Origin of the sequence: Rhodococcus sp. NJ-530, from assembly GCF_003860625.1 — a bacterium.
In the GTDB taxonomy this organism is placed as follows: Bacteria; Actinomycetota; Actinomycetes; order Mycobacteriales; family Mycobacteriaceae; genus Rhodococcus_F; species Rhodococcus_F qingshengii.
This window is the reverse complement of sequence record NZ_CP034152.1, coordinates 5304880-5331099: the sequence shown is the minus strand read 5'-3', so window position 1 is coordinate 5331099 and position 26220 is coordinate 5304880. Positions and strand designations below refer to the sequence as shown.

Sequence of the window (26220 nt, the reverse complement as noted above, 5' to 3'; positions counted from 1 at the left end):
CTCGGTCGTACTCGGCCCACGAAGGGTGAAGGTGTGTGACATGGACTTCGAGTTCGACGCGAAGACTATTGATTTGAAGGAACTTGCGTCGGCATTCATGGACGAGTTCGTTTTTCCTGCAGAGCATTTCTTCCACGACAACCCGGAAGCTGGGGATCGGCAGTGGGAGCGTCCGGCGGTGATGGCGGAGCTGAAGGAACACGCGAAGGCGCGGGGGTTGTGGAATTTGTTTCTTCCGCACGATCCGCGTGGTGCGGGACTGTCGAATCTGCAGTACGCACCGTTGGCCGAGGTAACGGGTTGGAGTCCTGAGGTTGCGCCGGAAGCGTTCAACTGCAACCCGCCCGATACCGGGAACATGGAGTTGCTGACGCTGTTCGGGACTGAGGCGCAGAAACATCGGTGGCTCGATCCGTTGTTGAACGGTGACATCAGGTCGGCGTATTGCATGACGGAGCCGGATGTGTCGTCGTCTGATCCCGCGAACTTGACCTGCTCAATCACTGATGAGGGTGATTGTTGGAGGATCAATGGACGTAAGTGGTGGTCGACCGGCGCGATGAGCAGCGATTGTGCGTTGTTGATCGTGATGGGGGTGTCAGATCCTGATGCGGATCCGCGGTCGCGCCACAGTTTGGTTCTGATTCCGCGTGAGACTCCCGGCGTGCGTATTGTCCGGGGGCTGAAGATGTTCGGCTTCATTCACGGTGCCCATGGCGGTCACGCGGAGGTGCATTTCGAGGACGTGCTTGTTCCCAAGGACCACATGCTCGGCGAGCGTGGTCGGGGGCAAGCGTTGGCGCAGGCCAGACTTGGTCCGGGGCGCATTCATCACTGCATGCGCATGATCGGGATGGCAGAGCGTGCGATCGAGTTGATGTGCCGCCGGGCGAACGAGCGTGAGGCCTTTGGTAGGTCTTTGGCGGATCAGGGGATCATTCAGCATTGGATTGCGCAGTCCCGTGTGAAGATCGATCAGTTGCGGTTGTTCGTTCTGCGGACTGCGTGGTTGATCGACACAGTTGGGGCGCGTGAGGCGCGTACGGAAATTTCGGCTATCAAGGTGGCTGCCCCGGATGCTGTGGGTTGGGTGATCGACAAGGCAATTCAAGTGCACGGCGCCGGCGGAATGACGCAAGACTATCCGCTGGCGATGTTGTGGGCGCAGGCTCGGACCATGCGTTTCATCGACGGCGCTGACGAGGTTCATCGGATGGTCGTCGCGTCACGAGAATTGCGCCTTCATCGATAGCGGTCCGGGTTTCACGAATGACGAATCGATGCCGAATGGGGATAACTGGTGGGAATGCAACTCCCATTCGATATCGGTGAGATTCGACGGCGTCTGATCGACTGTGGCGAGTTGGATCGGTACTCGCGATTCAGTGCTAACAAGGTTTCCAGTTCGCCGCCGGGTCAGGCCTACTCCTTGACCAGCGGTGAAGGAGCATGGATCTTGCGCTGTTCGTCGAGCAGTGATGACAGTCTTGGAACACGAGGAATTCGAGCGGAGGCCACTGCGCTGCGCATGCTCGAAAAGAGCAGCATTCCAGTACCTCTCCTTGTCTACCGGGACGAAGTCTCTGGATTGGTCGTCTCTCGACGGGTGCATGGATCATCTCTCCGGACCGACATTCAGTTAGCCGACGTCGAGATCGGCGCGAGAAGCCTGGTAGCGAACTCATTTGCCGACACGCTTGCCGGGATTCATTCGCTCGAAGTCGGCCTCAACGGTGTGAGTGCTCTCCCCGGGATGTGCGGGGAACTGCGCAACTACCTGTCCGAGATTGGAATAAGGCTCGCTCGGCACGAATTGAGTGTGAGGCCTGCGTTGAACGCGCTCCTCGATTCCCTCGCGCGATCGGTGCCGGCGCCGCGGAAGCCCTGCTTGCTCCACCGCGAATATCGTCTGGATCGAACGATTTTCGACCTCGCCGACTCCCCACTATTGCGCGCAGTGACAGATTGGCGTCGAGTAGGTTTCGGTGACCCGCTGTTGGACGTTGGTATCGCTTACGTTTTCTGGGCAGGTTTGAGAGGAATTCCCAGCGTTGTATCGGGTTGCCCTTCAGTTCATTTCGGATACCCGGCATTCGAGCAGTTGTTGTCCCGGTATCGAAGGTCAGTTACCTTCCATGTCGATACACGCGTGTTGCCGTGGTTCTACTCGGTGGGGTTTCTCGAGGTTGCTGCACGTGTGCTGGAACTGTGCGATGAGAGACGCGAATGGCTCTCGAGCACAAATAGATTCGGCGATGTGTCGGCCTTGGTGACACCATTGATCACCCGCGCAGTTGCAGCCTTGGAAGGCAGTCACCTTGCCGCATCCTCTGTGCTCACGCGATGACAGAGACCCAACGAATGCTTGGAGGAAAGTCGTGACGCACGACAATCGAACCACCGGGGAGGGGCGCAAGCTGCTCCGTCTCGAGATCCGAAACGCGGAGACGCCCATCGAACGCAAACCCAACTGGATCAAGACCCGAGCAAAGATGGGCCCTGAGTACACGGAGCTCGAGGGCCTGGTCAAGCGTGAAGGTTTGCACACCGTCTGCGAGGAAGCGGGCTGCCCCAACATCTACGAGTGCTGGGAAGACCGCGAAGCCACGTTCCTGATCGGCGGCGAGCAGTGCACACGCCGCTGCGACTTCTGCCAGATCGACACCGGCAAGCCCGAAGCCCTCGACCGCGACGAGCCCCGTCGCGTCGCGGAAAGCGTTCAGGCCATGGGCCTTCGGTACTCCACGATCACCGGCGTCGCCCGCGACGACCTCCCCGACGGTGGCGCCTGGCTCTACGCCGAGACCGTCCGCAAGATCCACGAACTCAACCCGGGCACCGGCGTCGAGAACCTGGTTCCGGACTTCAACGGCAAGCCCGAACTGCTCGACGAGGTCTTCGCCTCACGCCCCGAGGTACTCGCACACAACCTCGAGACCGTCCCCCGCATCTTCAAGCGGATCCGTCCGGCATTCCGGTACCAGCGCAGCCTCGACGTCATCACCGCAGCACGCGACTACGGACTGGTCACCAAGTCCAACCTGATCCTCGGCATGGGCGAAACCCCTGAAGAGGTCACCGAGGCGATGGCAGATCTCCACGCCGCCGGTTGCGACATCCTCACCATCACCCAGTACCTGCGACCCTCGCCCCGGCACCACCCCGTCGAGCGGTGGGTCAAGCCCGAGGAGTTCGTCGCACACTCCAAGGCTGCAGAAGAGATGGGCTTCGCCGGCGTCATGGCCGGTCCGTTGGTTCGCTCGTCGTACCGCGCCGGCCGCCTGTATGCGCAGGCCATGGCACATCACGGCCGCGAACTTCCCGAGGCGCAGCGTCATCTGACCGAGGGCGGCGACGCTTCCCAGGAAGCCAGCTCACTCATCGCACGCCTCGTCGTCGATATCTAGTGCGCCGACGTCAGTTCGATACAGGAATTGGGCGACTCAGGTACGCGAACGGGCATCGCTCATCCGATCGAGCCCACTTTCCATGGATACTGCCAGTCGCTCGAGTGCGGCAAGGACCTTCCCCCGGTCCCGGCCGAGTTGGGTGAACAATTCACCGTGAGCGGCGAGTTCGCGAGGAAAGACGTCGTCGACGACAGCGTTTCCCTGGACCGTCATCGTGATCAGTGCAGATCGCCTGTCTTCGGGATTGCTTGTGCGGGAGACGAATCCTCGCTTCTCGAGTCGCGCGAGTGCCTTGCTGACCCCGGCCCGAGACATACCGAGGCGTTCGGCGAGACGAATCGCGGTGACCGGTTCCTCGGCGTATCGAAGTGGCACAAGCAGTTCCACTTCCGACACGGTGAGATCCGCGGTTTGGTATACCGGTTCGACTGCTAGTTCGAGAAGCGCCGTAATCCGTTTGAGTTGCGCGACTACTTCCATGGGCGAGGTGTCGAGGTCGGGATTGTTTTCGGCCCAGAGGTTGCAGGTACGGGAGCGGAGTGTTGGTTCGTTCACGATTCCTCAACTTTGTTAACCGGTAAACAAATTTGCTAGATTGCCAGAATAGCCCACCGTCTCGGGTGGGACGATCTGCGGACTGGGGGAGCACATGAGGTTCGACGTGGTGATTGTCGGTGGCGGTGCGGCGGGGTTGAGTGCCGCGCTTGTTCTGGCTCGTGCTCGGCGGCGAGTGATGATCGTCGATGCAGGTAACCCGCGCAATGGTGTCTCCGAGCACCTGCACGGGTACCTGACGCGGGATGGTGAGAGTCCTACGCAATTACTTGCGGCCGGCCGCAAGGAGGTTCTCGAGTACGGCAGCGAAATGACGACTGGCACCGCAATCCGAATCGAGCGCACGGACGACGGTGGGTTTCTTGTGCAAACCGACGCGACTGCGTCGCTGGAGGCACGGACTGTTCTGGTTGCTACTGGGTTACGTGACGAGCTGCCGAACATCGCTGGGCTGCAGGATCGCTGGGGCGTCGACGTTCTGCATTGTCCCTACTGTCACGGGTACGAGGTTCGAGATTCCCCGATCGGTGTGCTCGGTGGTGGCAATAGGCCGTTCACCATTCATCAGGCGTCGTTGGTGCGTCAATGGTCGGAGGATGTCGTCTTCTTTCCCAACCGTATCGAGCTGACGGGAGCCGAACGGGAGCGGCTGATTGCCAGGGGGATTCGCATTGTCGAAGGCGATGTGGCTGGCGTGTCGGTTGGCGATGGTAGATTGGACGGCGTCGAACTGGCCTCCGGTCAGGTAATTCCGCGAAGCGTAGTGTTTGTCGGCCCACGGTTTGTTCCGCGAGGCGATCTGTTGACTGACCTGGGGTGTGAAGCCGACGAAAATGGTTGGGTGGTAACTGATCCTGCAGGCAGCACAAGTGTGCCTGGAGCCTGGGCCGCGGGGAATGTGTCGGATTCTCCGGCGCAGTTGATCACCGCCGCCGCTGCCGGATCAAAGGCTGCGATTGCACTGAATCACTATCTGCTCGAGCAGGATATCGTGCGAGCGGTTGCGATCGCAGCCGAACTTCAGCCGAGTGAAACCGGAAGCAACCCTCGCGGGGTCTCTTGAGCGATCTGGTTCAGCGCAGACTCCAACGTCGGAAATTGATACTGGAAGCCGCTGTCCGCGAGCACCCCTGGTGAAACCCAGCGACTCTTCGTTACCAGTTCAGCCTCGGTGCGGATGATTCGTGCGCCGAACTCGAGCATCCAGCCCGGCGTCGGAAACCCATATTGTCGGCCAAGTTTCGCTCGTACCATCCGCATCATGTCGGTGTTGGTTACCGGATACGGGGATGCGATATTGACCGGGCCTGAGATCTCCGGATTCTCGTAGACGTGGATGATCGCGCGAATGACGTCGGCGATGTGAATCCAGCTGAACATCTGTCGGCCGTCGCCCATTCGTCCGCCGAAGCCCATTCGGGCGAGGTTGACGAACGGATTGATCGCCCCACCGCCGGCTCCGAGGACGATCGACATCCGAAGTGCCACTTTGCGAACAGGCGTTGGGGCTGAGAACAATTCGTGTTCCCACGCTCGCGCGACCGCTACGGAGAATCCCTTTCCCAGCTCTCCGTTCTTCTCGTCCATCGGTCGATCTCGTGCGTCTCGGTAGATCGTGCCGGTACTGGCATTCGCCCAGAGTGAGGGTGGCTGCGGCGTGCGGGTCAGCGCACGACCCAACAGTGCAGTCGTTTCCACTCGGGAGGAGAAGATGTCGTCGGCATTGCGCTTGTTGTAGCGGCAGCTCACGGAGCGGCCGGCGAGGTTGACGAGCAGATCCGTGCCGCTGAGTACATCGGCGACGCCGTGCTCGTCGGACCACGTGGCATCGCTCGTTCCTCCCCGGCCGATCGTCCGAACGTCGACCCCGTTGGATTCGAGCGTTCGAAGAAGGTGTTGGCCTACGTAACCCGACGCACCACAGACAACAACGGTCTTCATGATTTTTTGTTCCGCTCTGGAGAAACGACTTTGGTCATCAGGGCGGCGACGTCGCCGACCAGGCCGCGGGCCACTGGTAACCGCGCGAGGGTGAGCGCTTTGGCGATGATCGGGACCAGGCCGTCGACCAGGGATCGGGTACGAGTTTGCCCCGGAGACGAGTCGGTGACCCAGTGCAGCGTCACGCCCAGATAGCTGAGCCACAAGAGTGTTGGGAGCTGGGTCTCCAATGACGACGGCGTCTTCTGCTTCGACGCCGCCAGTGCTTCGCGCATCAATTCGACGGCCATCGATCTCGCATCGGTCGACTCGGCCGAGAACGGGCTGGACTGTGATGTGGTGGGCAGGGCAACGTGCAGAAACGTGCTGCCGAAGCCGTGATAGGGCCCCATGACATCGAGTCCGGTGTGCAGAACAATCGTGAGATTTTCTGTCAGTGACCCACCTTCGCGAAGGAGTGGAAGCGCCCGCGCGCGGTGATCGCGTTGGATGACGAGATACAGCTCGTTAACCAGTTCGTCTTTACTGGCGAAGTAGTAGTAGGCGTTCCCGAGCGAGACCTCTGCCTCATTTGCGATCTTGCGCATGGTCGTCGCTGCGAAGCCTTCGTCGCGGAAGAGCCGCAATGCTGTTTCCACCAGCTTTTCCCTGGTCTCGATCCCGCGACTACCCATCGACACTCCTTCTTTGAACATGTTCAAGTGCAGCGTACGCCCTGGAGTTGAACACGTTCAAGAGTGGATCTGTTGCGTGAAAGATAATAAGCGCGCATACTAAATGCATGAATGAATGTGCTTTCGGTTCGCCAGGGGGCCGGCGATGAATGCCTGGTTAGGGGTTGTCTCTGCCGAACATGTGCGTCGCGCAGTGGATCTCGGTATCGCACAGATCGGGCACGGAAAGAGAGCTGGTTTGGTACGGATGAAAGCAGGTGACGTGCTTTGTCTATTATTCGCCGGTCGAGTCCATGGGCGACCGAGATCCGTTGCGCGAGTTCACAGCTCTCGGTGTGATCGAAGAGGGTGAGATCTGGCAGGCGGACGAGGGGTGTTTCAAGCCGTTTCGGCGGCGAGTTCGGTACGAACAGTTCAACCCCGTTCCTCTCGACGCAGTCCGGAGTCGATTGGCGCTGACCTCGGCACCGAATTGGGGGTATCAACTCCGGCGTGGCTTGATTCCGTTGGATGACAACGACGTCGAGGTTCTGCGTTCGACGACGAGCTGACACACTGGCGCTGTGGCGAAGAAACTGGAAACCGACTTCGAGGACGCGGACGAGAGTCCCGGTCTGATGTTGTGGCGTGTCACCAATGCTTGGCAAGCCTCGATTCGCGCGGCGCTGCGACCTTTCGACCTGACCCACGTGCAGTTCGTTCTGCTCGCCGCACTGACCTGGCTGGATGCAGAGACGCCGATAACTCAACGCGGTCTTGCCGAGTACGCGCGCACCGACGCGATGATGACGTCACAGGTGATTCGGACCCTCGAATCCAAGGGGTTTGTCGAACGACGTCCACATCCGACCGATGCTCGTGCTCGCTCGCTTGCCGTCACGCCGGTGGGTGCGGCCTTGGCCGGCAGGGCGAACCGCGCGGTGGAATCTTCGGACCGGGAATTCTTCGCCGCTCTGGGGGATCGTCAGGCGGCCTTCGTCGCGATGCTCGGCACGCTTGATCGACGGTAACAACCCTCAGTTTCGAGGAGGTTGCTCTGTAGTTCTCTGCAGCAGTGCGTATTTGGCGTCCAGCCCGTCCAGCAGGGATTCCAGTGCGAGTTCGAAGCTGGCGCCGTCGATCTCGGTGGCACGCTCACGCAACAGGTGTGCTCGTGTGAGGTGCGGGTAACGCTCGGCGTAGATAGCGGGATCGTCCACGAATCCGCCGGAGAACGTTGCCGTCGCAGCACCCATGACCACGTACTTGACGGAAGCGCCGATCAGCGTTGCCGTGCGCTGCGGCCATCCGGCGCGCACCAGGCCGCCGTGGATGGCGTTCGCGCGATCGAGGGCGATGGGCCTGACGCTCGGACCGTAGGCCAGATAGGGAACGATGTTGGGATGCTTGCCCAGGGCAGCGTGGTAGGACCGCGCCCACGTACGCAGCGCGCCGCGCCAATCGTCGGAGTCGAAGCCGCTGACGTCGACCGACTCCATGATGACGTTCGCGACGTCGTCGAGTAACTCGTCCTTGTTGGCGTAATGGCTGTACAGCGACGGTGCCTGCACGCCGAGGACGGTGGCGAGTTTGCGCATCGAGAAGTCGGTCAAACCGTTCTCGTCGACCAGTTTCAGGGCGGTGTCCCTGATGATCGGCTTGCTCAGTAGTGGAACCCGCGGTCGCGCCATCGCACAGAAACCTTTCGTCTGAGTACTGGACAACCTTACACTGTGAGTTTATTATCCAATTAACCTAACAGTGTTCGGGAACGTGGAGGATCAGATGACACGGGTGTTCGAGAACAAGTCCGATCTCCTGGGGGCGGTCGGTGAAACGCTGGGCTCGAGCGAGTGGGTCGAGGTCACCCGCGAGATGGTCCATCAATTTGCCGACGCGACCGGTGACCATCAGTGGATTCATGTCGACGACGAAAGAGCCAGGCGCGAATCACCTTTCGGTGGACCAATTGCGCACGGGTATCTGACGCTCTCACTCCTGCCGCTTCTGTCGAAGTCCGTGTATCGCATCGACGGCGCGAAAATGGTCATCAACTACGGGTCCGACAAGGTTCGATTCCCGAGTCCGGTGCCAGTCGGGGCCAAGGTTCGAAATACCGCAGTGCTCTCCGCAATCGAAGAATTGCCGAACGGTTCACTACAGAGTCAGATCACCAACACCGTCGAGATCGAAGGCGTGGGCAAACCTGCCGTCGTTGCGCAGACCGTCGCGCGAATCTTGTTCTGAAATCCTGCAAGAAGAAAGCAGACTCCACATGAATCTCGAACTGACCACTGAGGAAGTTGCGTTCCGCGAGGAGATGCGAAAGTTCTTCACCACCGAATTCTCGCCCGAACTTCGAGCACGTGCAGCCGGATTCGGAAAGCTGACTCGTGAGGACATCGTTGCGGGTCAACAGATTCTGAACGCACACGGGTTGGCGGTTCCACACTGGCCGGTCGAATGGGGTGGCAAGGACTGGACTCCGGTTCAGCGCCACATCTATTCCGAGGAAATGCAGTTGGCGTCGGTACCCAACCCGTTGCCGTTCAACGTGAGCATGGTTGGGCCCGTTATCGCTGCCTTCGGTTCGCAGGAGCAGAAGGAGCAGTTTCTCCCGGCGACGGCTAACGCCGATATCTGGTGGTGCCAGGGTTTTTCGGAACCCGAAGCCGGTTCGGATCTCGCTTCACTCAAGACGGCCGCTGTTCGTGACGGCGCGGATTACATCGTCAACGGTCAGAAGACGTGGACTACTCTCGCGCAGCACGCCGAGTGGATCTTCTGTCTGGTTCGTACAGATGCCAGTGCTCAGAAGCGGCAGGCCGGAATTTCGTTCTTGCTCATCGATCTGGCAACTCCCGGCATCACGGTTCGCCCCATCAAACTGATCGACGGCAGCGTCGAGGTCAACGAGGTGTTCTTCGACAACGTCCGCGTCCCTGCGGAGAATCTTGTCGGCGAAGAGAACAAAGGCTGGGACTACGCCAAGTTCCTGCTCGGCAACGAACGCACGGGTGTCACGCGGGTCGGGTTCTCCAAAACTCTTGTCGCCACGGCAAAAGAGAAGGCGCGGGCAGTTCGCGTTGGAACCGGCACCCTCCTCGATGATCCGTTGTTCGCGGCTCGGTTGGCTGAGCTGGAAAACGATTTGCTTGCGCTGGATCTGACTCAACTGCGAGTTGTGGCGAGTTCGGCAGACGGCAAGCCGAACCCGGCGTCCTCGCTGCTCAAGCTCCGCGGCTCCGAATTGCAGCAGGCAGCAACGGAATTGCTGATGGATGTTGCGGGTCCGGACTCGTTGCCGGTGAATACGGTCGAGATCGACTCGCCGGAGTGGGCGCAGCAAGCGGCGCCGCGCTACCTGAACTACCGGAAGGTTTCCATCTACAGCGGATCAAGTGAGGTGCAGCGCTCCATCATTGCCTCCTCGATTCTCGGATTGTGAGCATCTGACATGAATTTCGAATTCGACGACGAGCAGACGATGCTTCGCGACACGACGCGTGAATTGCTCAACCGCAGCTACGACGCGGAGAAGCGTAACGCCACCTCGGCCACTGACGAGGGATGGAATGCCTCGGTGTGGAAGCAGTTCGCCGAGCTCGGGTTGCTCGGCCTGCCATTCGCGGAGGCCGACGGCGGGATGGGCGCTGGGCCGGTCGAGACCATGGTCGTGATGACCGAACTGGGCCGCGCGCTTGCACCCGAGCCGTATCTGGGTGGTGTTCTGATCCCCGGCGGTTTGATCGCGGCTGTCGGTTCGGCAGATCAGCGGGCGCGGCTCCTGCCGGCGCTCAGCGACGGGACCACTCTGTCGGCCTTCGCGCATACGGAACCCGGCACGCGCTGGCCGGTCGCCACTGTCACGACCAATGCATCGCAGGAGGGATCGGGGTGGACGATCACCGGCGTCAAGAACCCGGTTCTGCAGGGCGACAGCGCGCACGTCGTGATCGTCAGCGCCGCACTTCCAGACGGGGGCACCGGGCTCTTTCTGGTAGATGCGGAAAGCGCGGGTGTCTCATGGAGCAAATACGCAACTCACGACGGCCGTCGCGGTGCGCAGTTCACGTTCACCGATGCCGCGGCCGAACAGCTTGGTGAGGGCGGCGATGTCACGGAGGCGATCGTCGAAGCAGAGGTTCGGGCGCAGGCAGCTCTGTGCGCCGAGGCGATCGGAATCATGACCGAGGCACTGCGACTGACGACGGATTACCTGAAGCAGCGCAAGCAGTTCGGTGTTCCGCTCGCAAAGTTCCAGACGCTGACTCATCGTGCGGCCGACATGTACGTGGCGCTCGAACTGGCGAGCAGCATGAGTCTGTACGCCACCATGGCCATCGCCGACGGAGTGATCGATCCGACGATCGCGTCGCGAGCGAAGCTGGCTGTCGGTCGTGCCGCGCATCAGATCGGTCAGGAAGCAATTCAGATGCACGGTGGTATCGGTATGACAGCCGAGTATCCGGTCGGGCACTACGTCTCGCGGCTGGTGGCCATCGAACACACTTTGGGCGCATCGGACGATCACCTCAGGGTGCTGGCCGCCGGCGTCTCGAACTATCCGATGGTGAACGTCACCGAGTAGATCGGTGGTGAAGATAACGGGAGGTCACGCGCAGGTCGCGTGGCCTCCCTTGTCTGTGCAGGGGCCGACCCGCGGTATTCGCGGTCAAGTAAAATTCCTGTGATCAGTCCGAGAAGAGAAAGGGATCGAAGTGACCGCGCATACCGAGCAGCTCGAGTTCCAAGCAGAAACACGTCAGCTGCTGGATCTGATGGTTCATTCAATCTATACGAACAAGGACAGCTTCCTTCGTGAGTTGATCTCCAACGCTTCGGACGCGCTGGACAAGCTCCGCCTCGAGTCTTACCAGGACAAAGACCTCAACGTCGACGTCTCCGATCTGCATATCGAGATCGACATCGACAAGGCAGCACGCACCCTGACCATCCGCGACAACGGCATCGGCATGTCGCGTGACGAGGTCGTCGACCTGATCGGCACGCTCGCCAAGTCCGGCACCGCCGAGGTCCGTCGCAAGCTCAAGGAAGCCAAGGATGCAGCGGCATCCGAAGAACTGATCGGTCAGTTCGGCATCGGCTTCTACTCCACGTTCATGGTCGCGGACAAGGTCACGCTGCTGACCCGCCGCGCCGGTGAAGATCACGCGACGCGCTGGGAATCGACCGGCGAAGGCACGTACACGCTCGAGCATGTGAACGAGGCACCGCAGGGTAGCTCCGTGACCCTGCACCTGATGCCCGAGGATTCCGAGAACGGCCTGCACGACTACACGTCGGAATGGAAGATCAAGGAACTGGTCAAGAAGTACTCCGACTTCATCGCGTGGCCGATCCGCATGGATGTCGCTCGTACGTCGACGCCGGCCGAGGGCGAGGAGCCCGAGGTCACCATCGAGACCGAGACGATCAACTCGATGAAGGCGCTGTGGACTCGCGCCAAGGACGAGGTGTCCGAGGACGAGTACAAGGAGTTCTACAAGCACGTCAGCCACGCCTGGGACGAGCCTCTCGAGGTCATCCCGATGAAGGCCGAAGGTACTTTCGAATACCAAGCGCTGCTGTTCATTCCGTCGACGGCGCCGTTCGATCTGTTCATGCGTGAGCGCAAGGCCGGGATCCACCTCTATGTCAAGCGCGTCTTCATCATGGACGACTGCGAAGAGTTGGTGCCCGATTACCTGCGCTTCGTCAAGGGCGTGGTCGACGCACAAGACCTCTCGCTCAACGTCTCTCGTGAAATTCTGCAGCAGGACCGGCAGATCGCTGCCATCCGTCGTCGTCTGACCAAGAAGGTCCTCTCGACCATCAAGGACATGAAGGCGAACGAGCCGGAGAAGTACTCGACTTTCTGGACCGAGTTCGGACGCGCGCTCAAGGAAGGCCTGATGGCCGATGCCGACAACCGCAAGACGCTGCTCGACATCTCGTCCTTCGCCTCGACCAACAGTGAAGAGGGCGTGACCACTCTCGCCGAGTACGTGGAGCGCATGAAGGACGGTCAGGAACAGATCTACTTCATGACCGGCGAATCTCGTCACCTCATCGAAAGCTCGCCGCACATGGAGGCTTTCAAGGCCAAGGGCCTCGAGGTTCTGGTACTTACCGATCCCGTGGACGAGATGTGGGTCGACGCAGTCTCGGACTTCGACGGCAAGACCTTCCAGTCGATCGCCAAGGGCGAGGTCGACCTCGACACCGAGGACGAGAAGAAGGCGGCCGAGGCCGAGCGCGAAGAGAAGGAAAAGGAATTCGGCGCGCTACTGACGTGGCTGACCGAAACCCTGTCCGACGACATCAAGGAAACGCGTCTCTCGACGCGACTGACCACGTCGGCTGCCTGCATTGTCGGCGACGCGTTCAGCATGTCTCCGACGCTCGAGAAGATGTACAAGGCTTCGGGTCAGCCTGTTCCACACAGCAAGCGCATTCTCGAGCTCAACCCGGAGCATCCGCTTGTCTCGGGTCTGCGGGAGGCGCAGGCCGCCAATGACAATGCAGAGAACCTGACGGAGACGGCTCAGTTGCTCTACGGCATGGCGTTGCTTGCCGAGGGCGGCGAGCTGAGCGATCCGGCGCACTTCACGCGCCTGCTGGCCGATCGTTTGGCCCGCACAGTCTGATCTCGTCTAGCTCGCTCGAACTCCCGGCACTCACCTTCATCGGTGGGTGCCGGGAGTTTTTTCTTGATCGTTTTCTAATGAGGACCGTTTCTGTCCGCAATAACTTCTAACGTAGTTCTCACAGGGCACGAACCCACGAGCGAAGGAAAACATCATGAACGCACCGATCACCACCGTCACCGGCGAGCGCGCGGATCTCCTCCAGAGCCTGCGTCGGCATCGTGAATTCCTTCTCTTCACCGTCAAGGACCTCACCGACGAGCAGGCCGCTTCGAGGCCGACCGTGAGTGAACTGTGCCTCGGCGGATTGATCAAGCATGTGGGTCAGGCGGAAAAGGGATGGGTCGACTTCATTCTGGAAGGGCCGGCCGGACTTGGTGGGGACTTCGACCCGACCCAGTGGTCGGAAGAGATGCAACAGGAACGGGCGAACGAATTCGCGATGGTCGAGGATGAAACCTTGGCAGGCATCGTTTCCGAGTACGAGGGGATCGCGGCCAGGACCGACGAGTTGGTGGCCTCGCTGGACAGCCTCGACATCTCGCATCCACTGCCGTCGGCGCCGTGGTTCGAAGCGGGAGCTCGCTGGTCAGCGCGGCGCGCATTGCTGCACATCATCGCCGAGACGGCCCAGCATGCGGGCCACGCGGACATGCTTCGCGAAGCCATCGACGGTTCCAAGACGATGGGTTGATGGATGGATTGATCCACCGGGATGTTTACACATCACACAAATATGTAACACTAGTGTCTATGAGCACCGAAAAGTCTGCCTTGCAACCGCCGATGCAGTGGGACGCCTGGGGCGATCCGGCCAAGAAGCGTGAACTGTCGGACGCAGTCACATCATTGTTGACCGGATTTCTCGGTGTCTCCGCACCGACTCGATCGCGTCTCGCCATCGAAGACGTCCAGGTGGCTCCGTCCGCTATGGCCCAGTCGCATGTCGAAGCGCTGTCCGGGCTGGTCGGGGCCGAGTACGTCAGTACCAAGGATTCCGATCGAATCCTTCGGGCCGGTGGCAAGAGCACCCCGGATCTGCTTCGCCGTCGTAGCGTCGAGCCGCAGGACGCACCGGACGCAGTCGTCACTCCAGGGACAGACGCAGAGGTCGAGCAGGTTCTCCGATACTGCTCTGCCAACCGGATCGCAGTGGTCCCGTTCGGTGGTGGCACCAGCGTCGTCGGCGGGCTCGATCCCATTCGTGACGGGTTCGACGCAGTTCTTTCTCTCGATCTGCGCAGGTTCGATCAGCTTGTCGGGTTGGACGAGGAATCGGGCATTGCGACGTTCGGCGGCGGAACTACCGGCCCACGGGCCGAGGAGCTTCTGCGTGAGCACGGTTTCTCGGTCGGGCACTTCCCGCAGAGCTTCCTGTTCGCCACTCTGGGCGGGTTTGCCGCCACCCGGTCTTCGGGGCAGGCGTCGGCTGGATACGGGCGCTTCGAGGACATGGTTCAGGGCCTCACCGTTGTCACCCCGAGTGGAGTGATCGAGACCGGGCGTGCGCCGGCATCCGCTGCAGGCCCCGATCTGGGTGAGCTTTTTGTCGGCTCCGAGGGCACCTTCGGCGTCATCACGCACGTGCGTGTGCGGGTTCACCGTCTGCCCGAGACCACCGTGCGCGAAGGGTGGAGCTTCCCCGACTTCGCCACCGGCGCAGCTGCATTGCGTGAGCTTGTCCAGGAAGGATCGGCTCCGACCGTGCTGCGGTTGTCCGACGAGGCCGAGAGTGGCGTGAATTTGGCGACCACCGACAAGATCGGCGAGAACGCCTTCACCGGTGGTTGCCTCGGCATCACTACCTACGAGGGCACCGCTTCGCACACCGCTGAACGGATGGCGGAGGCCCGAGCAATTCTCACCGCTCACGGCGGCACATCGCTCGGCGAGGAGCCCGGAAACAGCTGGGAACACGGGCGATTCGATGCACCGTATCTGCGTGACGCTCTCCTCGATGTCGGTGCGCTGTGTGAAACCCTCGAGACGGCAACCACCTGGGGTAACCTCGCGAACCTGCGCTCCTCGGTCACCGAGGCGCTGACCAAGGCTCTCGTCGAGCAGGGGACTCAGCCGCTCGTGATGTGCCACATTTCGCACACCTACAAGACCGGTGCTTCGCTGTACTTCACCGTGGTCAGCGCGCAGACCGAGGATCCGATCGCTCAGTGGCACAAGGCGAAAACTGCCGCTGGCGATGCGATCATCGCCGCCGGTGGCACGATCACCCATCACCACGCTGTCGGCGCCGATCACCGCCCATGGATGAAGGACGAGATCGGTGAACTGGGCGCGAACATCCTTCGCGCAGTGAAGAATGCAGTGGACCCTGCCGGCATCCTCAATCCTGGAAAGCTGATTCCGTGACCGAAACCCGCAGTCAGATCGAGAAGGTTACCGTCCTGATCAATCCGATGGCGGGACATGGTCACGCGCCTGCGGCAGGACGCAAAGGTGTTGCGCGACTGCGCGCTCGGGGAGTTGCCGTCACCGAGATCATCGGAACCGACGCCGACGACGCCAAGAAATTGGCCCGTCGTGCGATCGAGGAGGGTACCGACGCGCTGGTGGTGGTCGGCGGTGACGGTGCCATCAGCATCGGATTGCAGGCTGCCGCGTTGACCGATACTCCTATCGGGCTCATCCCGGCGGGCACCGGTAACGATCACGCCCGTGAGTTCGGCATTCCCACAGGCGATCCCGAGGCAGCCGCCGATGTGATCGCCGACGGCGTCGTGCAGCAGTCCGACCTGGCGAAGATCACGCTGGCCGACGGTTCCGTCGTCTGGTCGGGAACGATCATCGCGAGCGGATTCGATTCGCTGGTCAGTGAACGGGCCAATCGGATGTCGTGGCCCAAGGGACCGATGCGCTACAACTTGGCGATGCTCGCCGAGTTGGCGAAGATGAAGCCGCTGCCGTACCGGATCGAACTCGACGACGAGGTCATCACGGTGGACGCGACGCTCGTGGCTGTCGGCAACGGCCGCTCGTACGGTGGCGGCATGCTCATCACTCCGGGCGCGTCGAAGTCTGATGGGTTGCTGGATCTGACCGTCGTCGGGCACGGTTCGAGGTTGCGTCTGGTGCGCCTGTTTCCGCGGGTGTACAAGGGAACTCACGTCTCCTTGGATGCGGTGCAGACGTATCGGTCGAAGAAGGTGCGGTTGGTCTCCGAGGGCATCATCGCCTACGCGGACGGCGATCGGGTGGGGCCGTTGCCCATCACGATCGAGGCAGTTCCCATGGCGCTCAACATCTTGACGCACACTCGGATCTGAGTCGGTTCTGCCGGGCACTAGGTAGCGGTGGTGTCAGACTTCTCGGATGAACGAATCGACGAAGTCGGCGCACCGCCGCGCTGCGTGGACGTTGGAGAAATGGCAGCTAGCCATCGACATCCCGTTGACCGCTGCGGCCTGCCTGTTCTTGGTGGCGTACGCGTACCAAGTGCTGGCGCAACCGACGGGCCTTCCACATCGTCTGACCGAATGGACGATGTGGGCTGCGTGGGTCGTTTTTGCCGTCGACTACGCAGTTCGCCTGTGGTTGGCACCTGCCCGCGGTCGCTGGTTCGTCAGGCATCTCTTGGACTTGGCGATGGTGGTGTTGCCCATGCTGCGTCCGCTGCGCCTACTTCGGTTGGTCACACTGCTTGCGATAGTTCACCGCTCGAGCGGGCAAAGCTTGCGTGGACGGGTGGTTATTTACGCCACTGGTGCCACGGCCTTGCTGATCGGTGTCGCGGCGCTGGCCATGCTCGATGCCGAGCGTCACGCGCAGGGCGCTGCCATCACGTCGTACGGAACGGCATTGTGGTGGGCGATGGAGACGGTCACGACCGTCGGTTACGGAGACATGGCGCCCGTTACCACGACCGGGCGCATGATCGCCGGAGCATTGATGATCGGCGGAATTGCGTTGCTGGGCATCGTGACTGCCACACTCGCTTCCTGGTTGGTCGAGCGCGTGGCGGAACAGGACGAGGCATCCCAGGCCGCGACGCGTAAGCAGGTGGCGGACCTGTCCGAGGAAGTCCGAGCCTTGGCTGCCCGCACTCACCGGGTTGATCTCGCGTCTGTCGATACCGATTCGCTGCGTCGTGAATTGGCGTCGAGGGGAGTCGTGGCGCAGCACGCGTCTTCGGACAACTGACATGCATCGCAGCGAACAATAGAACGATGGTCTGATAATCTTGCGTGATGGTGGCGACCCACGGATTTCAGCGCGCGCGCAGGCCTGAGCAGATCGAAGCGCGTCGGTGCGCGATTCTCGATGCGGCCCGCGCGATGCTCGGGTCCAGGCCCGTCGCCGACATCAGCCTGCGTGAGCTCAGTGAGAGCGTCGGACTGGCGAAGTCCAACGTGCTTCGCTACTTCGACAGTCGCGAAGCCATCTTTCTCGAAGTGCTCGACGAGAACTGGGTAGCTTGGTTGGACGGGTTGTCCGAGTCGTTGACTCCGGCCGGTGACGAGTCACCGTTCGCCACTGAAATCCATGTGGCATCGACGGTTGCGGAATCGCTTGTCGCACAGCGTTTACTGTGTGAGTTGATGAGCGTCATGGCAGGTGTCCTCGAAAGAAACATCTCCGTCGACTTCGCCCGTGACTTCAAGAAGCGGGCAACGGTCAACTCGGGAAGGTTTGCGTCGCTGATTCATTCGCAATTGCCTCACCTGTCGGAGGGCGACGCGGCTCAATTCGCCAAGATAACCCTGGTGATTGTTGCAGGCTTGTGGCCGACTGCCGAGCCTGCCGAATCCATGGTCGTCGTACTGAACGAGATGCAGGCGCCCCCTGCTGCCGACATGTTCGCAACCGGCCTACGTGAAGGTCTGATCAATCAGCTCGTCGGGCTGTCGGCGCGAGCGGCAACCCGAACGAGCTGAGCCCGTTCAGGCGCTGTGCAGCGTCAGGACGGTGATCTCGCTCGGTGCGAACACGCGGAATGGTGGACCCCAGAACCCGGTTCCGCGGCTTGTGTACAACTGCGTGCGGTCGCCGTGACGGGTGAGCCCGTGCACCGACGGTTGATCGAGTTTGACCAGAAGGTTGAACGGCCAGATCTGTCCGCCGTGGGTATGACCGGCGAGCTGCAGATCCACTCCCGCGGAAGCGGACTGAGTTACCTGCTTCGGTTGATGGGCGAGCATCAGGATCGGCAAATCGGGGTCGGTGCCGGCAAGGGCCATATCGAAGTTCGCGCCGTGCCCGTCCAGTTTCGATCCCAACGCTGTCGCATCGTCGACTCCGGCGATGACCAGTCTGTCTCCGCCCTTGGTGACGACGAGGTGGCGGTTGTGCAGCGCGTCCCAGCCGATCGAGGTCATGTAGTCGAGCCACTCCTGAGCCTCGTGGAAGTACTCGTGATTGCCGGTCACGTAGACGCGAGCGAGCCCGGCTTCGACCGATGCGAGGGGGGTCGCTTGGCCGAGTCGCTGCTCTACCGTTCCGTCGGCGATGTCACCGACGTGGGCCACGATGTCGGCGTCGAGATCGTTGACTGCCGCGATGACGCGCTCGGACCACTTCTCGCGATTGATCGGCCCGAAGTGGGTGTCGGTGATCGCGACTACCCGAAGTTTGTCCATCCCCGCACCAAGGCGGGGGATGGTGACGTCGACCTGCTTGATCCGTGGCAGTCTCATGGCTTCCCGGTAGCCCCAGATCAGCAGAAGGGCCGAGATGATCAGTGCCGCAACGGCGACGATCCTCGATCGAAGCGGGTCATCCACGCCGCCGACGAGCAATCCGAGCCTCAGGACTTCACCGAGCAGGGTCCACACGAACACGACCCAGATGATTCCGAGGAGGGCGTCGCCGACCAGGCGAACTGGATCGCGGTCAGTGTGTCCGTGGCTGAGCATCATGGTGGCAGGCAGGGTGATCAGGAGGGCGGCAAATAGAACGGTGCCGAAAACTGCCACCGCTGTCGGCCAGTCCGGCCGGACGAACAAGCTCCACCACGGGTACACGAACAACAGAGCCAAGATCGACGCGACAATCGCGGATATGGCAACGATCCGCAACGGTCTGCGGCGCGGAACTCGAGCGACGTCGGTCGCCTGGGGTGTAATCACCCCGTCCAGAGTAAAGGTCCACTGGTCTATTAACAAGGGGACGGTGGTCCGCTATCGGAATGTCGGTGTTCTCGGATAGGTTTCCGAACGTTGAAACTCGGCCAGTGATCAGGTGGGTGGCGCATGGAGAAGCACGACGTCAAGAAGGCATACAAGGATCTCTATTCCCCCGGGCGCCGCGATTTTGCCCTCGTGACCGTCCCGCGCTTCGGCTACTTCGCCGTCGACGGTCACGGTGATCCCAACACTGCCACCGAGTACTCCGAGGCGCTCGAAGCGCTGTATTCGGTGTCCTACGCGACCAAATTCGCGAGCAAGAAGGAACTGGATCGCGACTTCGTCGTGGGCCCGCTGGAAGGGTTGTGGCGGGCAGATGACCCCGAGGTGTTCGTGACGCGGGACAAGTCGTCGTGGGATTGGACGATGATGATCTCGCAACCGGAGTGGATCACGGAGACGGAACTGTCTGCGTCGATTGACGCAGTCCGGGCCAAGGCAGTGCGGGCCAAGAAGGAGATTGCCGCTCTCGACAAGGTCAGGTTTCTCGAGTTGGAGGAAGGTCTGTCCGTCCAGATTCTTCACGTCGGCTCGTACGACGACGAAGCTCCTACCCTGGACCGGCTGCACAACACGTTCATCCCGTCGAACGGCCTGAGCTTCAACGGCGATCATCACGAGATCTATCTCAGCGACGCTCGCCGTACACCGCCCGAGAAACTGAAGACGGTTCTGCGTCAGCCTGTTTCGAGGTAGCAATCAGGGCTCGAGGCCGCGCAACTTCTCGAGGTCGCGTCGCTCGCGTTTGGTCGGTCTGCCGGCGCCACGATCACGTCGCGGAATGGACGCGATCAGTTCGGGCGGTGGTGGGGGCGGCGAATTGTCCTGCAGGCAATCGGCGGCCAGCACCGCGCTGACTCGTTTCGTGATCGGCTTGACCACGACGACAATGCGTTCGATGCCGGATACACGCACCCGCACCTCGTCGCCGGCTTTCACCTGCTGAGCCGCCTTTGCCGACGTTCCATTGACCCGAACGTGTCCCGATCGGCAGGCCGTCGCCGCCTGCGAGCGTGTCTTGAACAGCCGAACCGCCCACGTCCAGCTGTCCACGCGGACACTGATCGCGTCGGAGGGGAGTTGGGCTGGCACGCACTCCAGCCTACCGACGAGTGCTCACAGACCCTGCGCGCGGATGCCCGAGTAGGCGCGCGGCGCATACCGCAGTCGTAGCGGCAGCAGATGCCAGAACCGATCTGTCAATGTCAGGAAGCGGGCGAACCAGAAGTACATCCGTTCGTCGCGCGGCGTCCATTCCCATTCAAGGGTCTTGCGTGCCTTCTCCGGCATCAGTGCCTTGCCGATCCAGTTCGCCACGGCCATCGTGGGGCGAGAGCTAAGACGCCACAGCCACGTCGGAACCTTCGGAGCCGGTGCGATGTCGTGCTCGGCGATGCGCGTCGACCATTTTGTGGTGTGGGTGTTGATCAGGTGGTTGTCGAGCATGTCTTCCCAATACGTGCGGAAGCTGACGTAGTCGTCGAAAGCCGGTCGATCGGTGAGTCCGTAACAGCGCCACCAAGTTACGGCCTCACGGACAAGTTGGTCCTTCTGCTCCGCCGTGAACTTCTTGTACGCGAATCGCTCGTTGAAATCGAGTATCACCTCGAAGAACGTGACGTGTGTCCACCAGAAAGTGTCAGGAGCGAGGGCGTGGTAGCGCCCGCCGGTTTCGTCGATTCCTTTGAGATCGGTGTGGAAGTTGCGAACGAGCGTGCCTGTGCCCTCTTCGGTCCGGTCGTACACGACGCCGTAGATGGGCGGCAGTGAGCGGAACAGGCGGTCGAGCGGGTTGTCGAAAAAATTCGAATGGTCCTGCAGCGCTCCACTTACCGCGGGATGCATGTTCTGCAGCGTGCCTGCGCGTCCGAGATACAGCAGACCGCGAACGTCGCCGAAGTGTGTCCACGTCAGGGAACCGGGGCCGATCGGATCTGCTCGTAGTTCCCGGGGCTCTGGTCGCGACTGGGGCTTGGGTCGACGAGTGCCGGTGTCCGGATCGCTGCTCATCTGGTTGACCCTCCGCCTGCGCTCATGTGACAACGGTTGTTGTCACATGATGACTTTTGCTGCGCCGCGCGAATTTGTCAATGGATTCGGCAAGATCTGCCCGAAAACAACTCCGGCCCCTCACCTGCAACAGGTGAGGGGCCGGAAGAGTGAAGCGGTCGGACTCAGGCGTATTCGTAGAAGCCGCGACCGGTCTTCTTGCCGAGGCGACCGGCGTCGACCATGCGGCGAAGCAGTGCCGGCGGAGCGTAGTGCGGTTCTGCGAATTCCGCGTACAGCGACTCTGCTGCTGCGAGAGCGATGTCGAGACCGACGGTGTCGAGCAGCGTCAGCGGGCCCATCGGGTAGCCGCAGCCGCCCTTCATGGCCTCGTCGATGTCTTCTGCTGTGGCGTAGCCGGATTCGAGCATCCGGACAGCCTGGCACAGGTACGGGATGAGCAGAGCGTTGACGATGAAGCCCGAACGGTCGCCCGCGCGAACCGTCTTCTTGCGCAAGGTGTTCTTGGCGTAGTCGGTGACGGCGAGAACGGTCTCTTCGGACGTCGTCAGGCTGACCACGATCTCCACGAGCGGCATGACCGGCACGGGGTTGAAGAAGTGAACGCCGACAACCTGGCCGGGGCGCGAGGTGGCCTTGGCGATCTTGATGACGGGGATCGACGACGTGTTGGTCGCCAGAATGCCTGCAGGCTTGACGATCTTGTCGAGCTTGCCGAAGATCTCGTACTTGAGAGCTTCGATCTCGGGAGCAGCTTCGATCACCAGATCGCGATCGGCGAACTCTTCCATGTCCAAGGTGACGCGGACGCGTGCGATCGCGGCGTCGGCGTCTTCCTGGGTGATCTTGCCCTTGGCGACGCCGCGGTTGATCGACTTGGCGATCCGTTCGCGAGCAGCGGCGGCAAATTCTTCTTTGGTTTCGAGCACCAGTACCGAGCTACCGGCTTTTGCACAAACTTCGGCAATGCCGGCACCCATGGTGCCGCCGCCGATTACGCCTACGAGTTCCACAATTCTCCTCAAAATTAGGGGCAAGCCCCTGTGCGCCGTTCCGGTAGTCAGAACTACCAGAAAGGCGCACAGGGGCGCGAAGTGCCTTACTTCAACAGCGCACGCGACATCACGACGCGCTGAATCTGGTTGGTGCCTTCGTAGATCTGCGTGATCTTGGCGTCGCGCATCATGCGCTCGACCGGGAAGTCGGTGGTGTAGCCGGCGCCACCGAACAGCTGCACGGCGTCGGTGGTGACCTCCATGGCAACGTCCGAAGCGAAGCACTTCGCCGCAGCGGAGATGAAGCCGAGGTTCTTCTCGCCGCGCTCGGCGCGTGCTGCGGAGGTGTAAACCATCAGACGTGCGGCTTCGACCTTCATCGCCATGTCCGCGAGCATGAACTGAACAGCCTGGAAGTCGCTGATGGACTTGCCGAACTGCTTGCGATCCTTGGTGTATGCCAGAGCCGCGTCGAGTGCGCCCTGGGCCAGGCCGACAGCCTGAGCACCGATGGTGGGACGCGTGTGGTCGAGGGTCTCGAGTGCCGTCTTGAAGCCGGTGCCCGGTTCGCCGATGATGCGGTCGCCGGGGATGCGGCAGTTCTCGAAGTACAGCTCGGCGGTGGGGGAGCCCTTGATGCCGAGCTTCTTTTCCTTCGGTCCGACGACAAAGCCCTCGTCGTCCTTGTGGACCATGAAGGAGGAGATGCCGTTTGCGCCCTTGTCGGGATCGGTGACAGCCATGACGGTGTACCAGGTGGACTTGCCGCCGTTGGTGATCCAGCACTTGGAGCCGTTGAGGATCCAGTCGTCGCCGTCAGCCTTTGCGCGGGTACGCATCGAAGCGGCGTCGGATCCGGCTTCACGCTCGGACAGTGCGTACGACGCCATTCCGCCGTTGACGAGGTCTGGGAGCACCTTGGACTTGAGCTCTTCGGAACCCTTGAGGATCAGGCCCATGGTGCCGAGCTTGTTCACAGCGGGGATCAGCGAGGAGGAGCCACAGACGCGGGCGACTTCCTCGATGACGATGCAGGTGGCGACGGAATCGGCGCCCTGGCCGTCGTAAGCCTCGGGAACGTGGATGGCGTTGAAGCCCGACGCGTTGAGAGCGGTGAGCGCTTCCTCGGGGAAACGTGCGTTCTCGTCGACGTCCTTGGCGTACGGCGCGATTTCCTTCTCGGAGAGTCCGCGGATAGCAGCCCGCAGTTCGTCGTGCTCTTCGTTCAGTGCGAAGAGATTGAAATCCGGGTTTCCTGCCATGGGAACGCTCCTTGGTGAAGGTGGCTTGAAGGCGGTCGGTGCGGCTCCGGCGTTACCAGCGAGATTCGCGGACAGACCGGTGCCCATGACCCCAGTCAAACACGGCACTGAGTGCCAGGTCAAGGGATGGGTGTGTGAAGTTTCGGTGCACGAGCAGTGTCAGCCGAGTTGTTCGTGGATTTTTCTGCTGATCTCATCAGCGGACGTGCCCGGGGGAAAGGCTACTACCAGCACGGACTTCGATTCTGGCGTGCTGGTCTTGGACCCGGGTGCCACGCCGTACGTCCGCCGAACGTCGAGCAATGCCTGACTTAGTGCGTCAGCTGTGGCGTCCTCGTCGCCTTTGATCATGCTTCGCAAGAGGTAGTTGTGGCACGCGGTGACAGCTGCGGCAAAACCGACAACCTCGAGGACAGGTTCGCGGGGCACAGCGCTGCGCAGGTAGTCGACGAAGAGGCGCTCGTAGCGGAATCCGGTGACGAGTTCGCGGTCGCGAAGAGCCGGAACATGCTGTACGACGCGGTATCGCCGCATCGACAGGTCTCGGTTCCTGCGGAAGAAATCGAAGACCAGTCCCGCGGCCTCGCACACGGACGCCCAGGGGTCGGCGGAATCGGACGCGAGGAACTCTGCGACGTGTTCGAGGAGGGACTCGTGATCGGCGAAGATCACGTCTTCCTTGGAGCGGAACTGCCGGAAGAACGTCCGACGCGACACGCCGGCGGCAGCGGCGATCTGCTCGACGGTGGTGGCTTCGTACCCGTTCTCCGAGAACAACCGGATCGCTTGAGACGCGACGTGTACCCGAAACTGTGCGGGGTCAGTTCCGGGTACATCGGAGCGCTCGGTCATGGATGCAAGTATCCAGGTTTCGTCGGCGTCAGTTGTCGGCGCGTAGCTGGAACTTGAGAACCTTGCCGGTGGGGGTGCGAGGAAGGTCGAGCGGGAAGACGATGTCGCGGGGAACCTTGTACCCGGCCAGCAAAGTGCGGGTGTGCTCGACGATGTCTTCGGCGGATGCCTGTAATCCCTTGCCCAGCACCACGAATGCCTTCGGGCGCTCGCCCCACTTCTCGTCCGGAACGCCGACGACTGCCACGTCGATCACCGCGGGGTGACTCATGATCGCCTGCTCGACCTCGACGGTGGAGATGTTCTCGCCGCCTGAGATGATGATGTCCTTCGCGCGGTCCTTGAGCTGGATGTATCCGTCGGGATGCATGACGCCGAGGTCGCCGGAATGGAACCAACCACCGGCAAATGCTTCGGCTGTCGCGGCCTCGTCGCGGTAGTACCCGAGCATCACGTTGTTGCCGCGGAGCACGATCTCACCCATGGTCTGGCCGTCGGCGGGGACGTCGTTCATCTCGGCATCGACAACGCGAGCATTTTCGGCCTGCACCATGCCGACTCCCTGACGAGAGAGAAGTGCGGCGCGCTCGGACTGCGGCTTGTCGTCCCAGGCTTCCTGGTATTCGCAGATCGTGTAGGGGCCGTATACCTCGGTGAGGCCGTAGACGTGAACGACGGTGACACCGATGTCTTCGAGTTTTCCGATGATCGTCGGTGACGGGGGAGCGCCGGCGGTGGTGATGCGCAAGGCGTCGACCTTGTGGGCCTGGTCTGCGTCGGCGATGGTGGAGCAGACGGTAGGAGCGCCGCACAGATGTGTCACGCCCAGATTGTCGATGGCGTCCCAGATCGCATCGGCGCGGACCGCGCGCAGGCAGATGTGTGTGCCCGCGGCCTGAGTGACGGCCCACGGCGTGCACCACCCGTTGCAGTGGAACATCGGCAGTGTCCACAGATACTTCGTCGCTCCGTCGAAGCCGTTGTGGAATGTCTCGCCGAGCGAGTTCAGGTACGCCCCGCGGTGGGAGTACATGACGCCCTTGGGTTTTCCGGTGGTGCCCGAGGTGTAGTTGATGGCGATGCACTGCTGCTCGTCGTCGACGCCCCAGTGCAGTGGCTGATCGGAGAGAGCTTCGCCTTCGGCAATCAGATCGGCGTACTGCCCGGTGACGATTCCGGTGGGAACGTCCGGATAGGGGACGGTGGAGTCCGGGATCTCGACGATCTCACGCAGGCTCCCCACGTTTGCCTTGGACGAGGTGACCGAACCGACGAATTCGGAGTCCACGAACAGGATCGTGGTTCCCGAGTGATCGAGAATGTATTCGAGTTCGGGACCGGCGAGGCGTGAGTTCAGGGCGATCAGGACCCCGCCGGCGAGGGGAACGGCAAAATGCGCGAACAGCATCTCGGGTACGTTCGGCGCCAGGTATGCGACGCGGTCACCGGGCTGAATGCGTTCACGCAGGACGCGGGCCAGAGCCGCGACCTCGTCACCGAACTCTCGGTACGAGTAGGTCCGGTCGCCGTGAACGACGGCGGTGCGCTCGGGGAACACCGCGGCGCTGCGCTCGAGAAAACGCAGCGGACTGAGCGGGGTGTTGTTGGCTGCAACAGCTGTCAGGACAGACACGGTTCCTCCGAAGGCGACGTGGCACGGTTGGTGTCACGATAAGTGTGATCGGCACTACAAATGGCCTGGATGCACGCTATTGCCCAGCCAAAGGTGCCGCTACCCTCTGAATTGGGTACGTG

At 61.5% G+C, this 26220-nt stretch carries 27 protein-coding genes; 15 read left to right on the top strand and 12 right to left on the bottom strand.

Features of this window, described 5'->3' with window-relative positions:
• The first annotated feature begins 40 nt into the window (after positions 1–40).
• On the top strand, positions 41–1252 hold the full coding sequence (locus EHW12_RS24805) for an acyl-CoA dehydrogenase family protein (RefSeq protein WP_125051969.1): 1212 nt from the start codon (positions 41–43) through the stop codon (positions 1250–1252).
• 429 nt (positions 1253–1681) lie between these two features.
• Here the strand turns inward: EHW12_RS24805 and EHW12_RS35925 are convergent, their stop codons facing one another.
• Positions 1682–1810 carry a hypothetical protein gene (locus EHW12_RS35925; protein ID WP_265154139.1) on the bottom strand — a complete coding sequence of 43 codons (129 nt, stop codon included), beginning with the start codon at positions 1808–1810 and terminating at the stop codon, positions 1682–1684.
• Between the two features lie 568 nt (positions 1811–2378).
• On the opposite strand from EHW12_RS35925, the gene lipA reads away from it, so the two are divergent.
• Positions 2379–3407 carry a lipoyl synthase gene (gene lipA, locus EHW12_RS24795; RefSeq protein WP_064443745.1) on the top strand — a complete coding sequence of 343 codons (1029 nt, stop codon included), beginning with the start codon at positions 2379–2381 and terminating at the stop codon, positions 3405–3407.
• A 36-nt stretch (positions 3408–3443) separates the two neighbouring features.
• Here lipA and EHW12_RS24790 read toward each other — a convergent pair whose 3' ends face one another.
• Complete coding sequence (locus tag EHW12_RS24790) at positions 3444–3965, bottom strand: MarR family transcriptional regulator (RefSeq protein ID WP_083056713.1); 522 nt, start codon at positions 3963–3965, stop codon at positions 3444–3446.
• Between the two features lie 94 nt (positions 3966–4059).
• On the opposite strand from EHW12_RS24790, the gene EHW12_RS24785 reads away from it, so the two are divergent.
• Positions 4060–5028, top strand: a complete 969-nt coding sequence (locus EHW12_RS24785) for an NAD(P)/FAD-dependent oxidoreductase (RefSeq protein ID WP_037125744.1) — start codon at positions 4060–4062, stop codon at positions 5026–5028.
• On the opposite strand, the gene EHW12_RS24780 is transcribed toward EHW12_RS24785, so the two are convergent.
• Positions 4986–5906 carry a TIGR01777 family oxidoreductase gene (locus tag EHW12_RS24780; protein WP_050656413.1) on the bottom strand — a complete coding sequence of 307 codons (921 nt, stop codon included), beginning with the start codon at positions 5904–5906 and terminating at the stop codon, positions 4986–4988. The genes EHW12_RS24785 and EHW12_RS24780 overlap by 43 nt on opposite strands.
• On the bottom strand, positions 5903–6580 hold the full coding sequence (locus tag EHW12_RS24775) for a TetR family transcriptional regulator (RefSeq protein ID WP_047271239.1): 678 nt from the start codon (positions 6578–6580) through the stop codon (positions 5903–5905). Before EHW12_RS24775 ends, EHW12_RS24780 begins: the two co-directional genes overlap by 4 nt.
• Positions 6581–6873: 293 nt before the next feature.
• Here EHW12_RS24775 and EHW12_RS35455 point away from each other — a divergent pair, with 293 nt between their 5' ends.
• Both EHW12_RS35455 and EHW12_RS24765 read left to right on the top strand, forming a co-directional pair.
• Positions 6874–7131 (top strand): hypothetical protein, encoded by a 258-nt coding sequence (locus EHW12_RS35455; RefSeq protein WP_241199038.1) that lies wholly within the window; start codon positions 6874–6876, stop codon positions 7129–7131.
• Between the two features lie 12 nt (positions 7132–7143).
• Entirely contained in the window at positions 7144–7590 is a 447-nt protein-coding gene (locus EHW12_RS24765) for a MarR family transcriptional regulator (RefSeq protein ID WP_080961218.1), read from the top strand.
• Between the two features lie 6 nt (positions 7591–7596).
• Here EHW12_RS24765 and EHW12_RS24760 read toward each other — a convergent pair whose 3' ends face one another.
• Positions 7597–8250, bottom strand: a complete 654-nt coding sequence (locus EHW12_RS24760) for a TetR/AcrR family transcriptional regulator C-terminal domain-containing protein (RefSeq protein WP_003939740.1) — start codon at positions 8248–8250, stop codon at positions 7597–7599.
• A gap of 94 nt (positions 8251–8344) precedes the next feature.
• Here EHW12_RS24760 and EHW12_RS24755 point away from each other — a divergent pair, with 94 nt between their 5' ends.
• The 9 genes from EHW12_RS24755 (at position 8345) to EHW12_RS24715 (ending at position 18098) form a co-directional block, all read left to right on the top strand.
• Positions 8345–8806 (top strand): MaoC family dehydratase, encoded by a 462-nt coding sequence (locus EHW12_RS24755; RefSeq protein ID WP_042453553.1) that lies wholly within the window; start codon positions 8345–8347, stop codon positions 8804–8806.
• Positions 8807–8834: 28 nt separating this feature from the next.
• Complete coding sequence (locus EHW12_RS24750) at positions 8835–10007, top strand: acyl-CoA dehydrogenase family protein (protein WP_125051965.1); 1173 nt, start codon at positions 8835–8837, stop codon at positions 10005–10007.
• 9 nt (positions 10008–10016) lie between these two features.
• Positions 10017–11150, top strand: coding sequence for an acyl-CoA dehydrogenase family protein (locus EHW12_RS24745; RefSeq protein WP_125051963.1), 1134 nt, complete (start codon positions 10017–10019; stop codon positions 11148–11150).
• A gap of 130 nt (positions 11151–11280) precedes the next feature.
• The gene (gene htpG / locus EHW12_RS24740; protein ID WP_003940518.1) at positions 11281–13209 is read left to right on the top strand and encodes a molecular chaperone HtpG; all 1929 of its coding nucleotides are present in this window, start codon (positions 11281–11283) and stop codon (positions 13207–13209) included.
• A 154-nt stretch (positions 13210–13363) separates the two neighbouring features.
• Positions 13364–13903: a DinB family protein gene (locus tag EHW12_RS24735; protein ID WP_003940638.1), complete on the top strand. Its 540-nt coding sequence runs from the start codon at positions 13364–13366 to the stop codon at positions 13901–13903.
• Between the two features lie 92 nt (positions 13904–13995).
• Positions 13996–15576 (top strand): FAD-binding oxidoreductase, encoded by a 1581-nt coding sequence (locus tag EHW12_RS24730; protein ID WP_042452763.1) that lies wholly within the window; start codon positions 13996–13998, stop codon positions 15574–15576.
• Positions 15573–16490, top strand: a complete 918-nt coding sequence (locus EHW12_RS24725; protein WP_003940547.1) for a diacylglycerol kinase — start codon at positions 15573–15575, stop codon at positions 16488–16490. The genes EHW12_RS24730 and EHW12_RS24725 overlap by 4 nt, the downstream gene beginning before the upstream one ends.
• Before the next feature lie 46 nt (positions 16491–16536).
• Complete coding sequence (locus EHW12_RS24720) at positions 16537–17364, top strand: potassium channel family protein (protein WP_030535162.1); 828 nt, start codon at positions 16537–16539, stop codon at positions 17362–17364.
• Between the two features lie 47 nt (positions 17365–17411).
• The gene (locus tag EHW12_RS24715) at positions 17412–18098 is read left to right on the top strand and encodes a TetR family transcriptional regulator (RefSeq protein ID WP_064687692.1); all 687 of its coding nucleotides are present in this window, start codon (positions 17412–17414) and stop codon (positions 18096–18098) included.
• A 6-nt stretch (positions 18099–18104) separates the two neighbouring features.
• Here the strand turns inward: EHW12_RS24715 and EHW12_RS24710 are convergent, their stop codons facing one another.
• A complete protein-coding gene (locus tag EHW12_RS24710) occupies positions 18105–19289 on the bottom strand; it encodes a metallophosphoesterase (RefSeq protein WP_003940035.1) in 1185 nt (394 codons plus the stop codon).
• Between the two features lie 123 nt (positions 19290–19412).
• Between EHW12_RS24710 and EHW12_RS24705 the strand changes: the two genes are divergently transcribed.
• Entirely contained in the window at positions 19413–20042 is a 630-nt protein-coding gene (locus EHW12_RS24705; RefSeq protein WP_125051960.1) for a GyrI-like domain-containing protein, read from the top strand.
• 3 nt (positions 20043–20045) lie between these two features.
• Here the strand turns inward: EHW12_RS24705 and EHW12_RS24700 are convergent, their stop codons facing one another.
• From EHW12_RS24700 to EHW12_RS24675, 6 genes are all read right to left on the bottom strand, one after another.
• Positions 20046–20438: a S4 domain-containing protein gene (locus EHW12_RS24700; protein WP_029256216.1), complete on the bottom strand. Its 393-nt coding sequence runs from the start codon at positions 20436–20438 to the stop codon at positions 20046–20048.
• A 24-nt stretch (positions 20439–20462) separates the two neighbouring features.
• Positions 20463–21356, bottom strand: coding sequence for an oxygenase MpaB family protein (locus tag EHW12_RS24695; protein ID WP_125051958.1), 894 nt, complete (start codon positions 21354–21356; stop codon positions 20463–20465).
• A gap of 164 nt (positions 21357–21520) precedes the next feature.
• Positions 21521–22369: a 3-hydroxybutyryl-CoA dehydrogenase gene (locus tag EHW12_RS24690; protein WP_020909078.1), complete on the bottom strand. Its 849-nt coding sequence runs from the start codon at positions 22367–22369 to the stop codon at positions 21521–21523.
• Positions 22370–22455: 86 nt separating this feature from the next.
• Positions 22456–23613, bottom strand: a complete 1158-nt coding sequence (locus EHW12_RS24685) for an acyl-CoA dehydrogenase (protein ID WP_003939784.1) — start codon at positions 23611–23613, stop codon at positions 22456–22458.
• A 159-nt stretch (positions 23614–23772) separates the two neighbouring features.
• Entirely contained in the window at positions 23773–24465 is a 693-nt protein-coding gene (locus tag EHW12_RS24680; protein WP_003939674.1) for a TetR family transcriptional regulator, read from the bottom strand.
• Between the two features lie 28 nt (positions 24466–24493).
• Complete coding sequence (locus EHW12_RS24675; RefSeq protein WP_125051956.1) at positions 24494–26098, bottom strand: acyl--CoA ligase family protein; 1605 nt, start codon at positions 26096–26098, stop codon at positions 24494–24496.
• Positions 26099–26220: the final 122 nt, after the last annotated feature.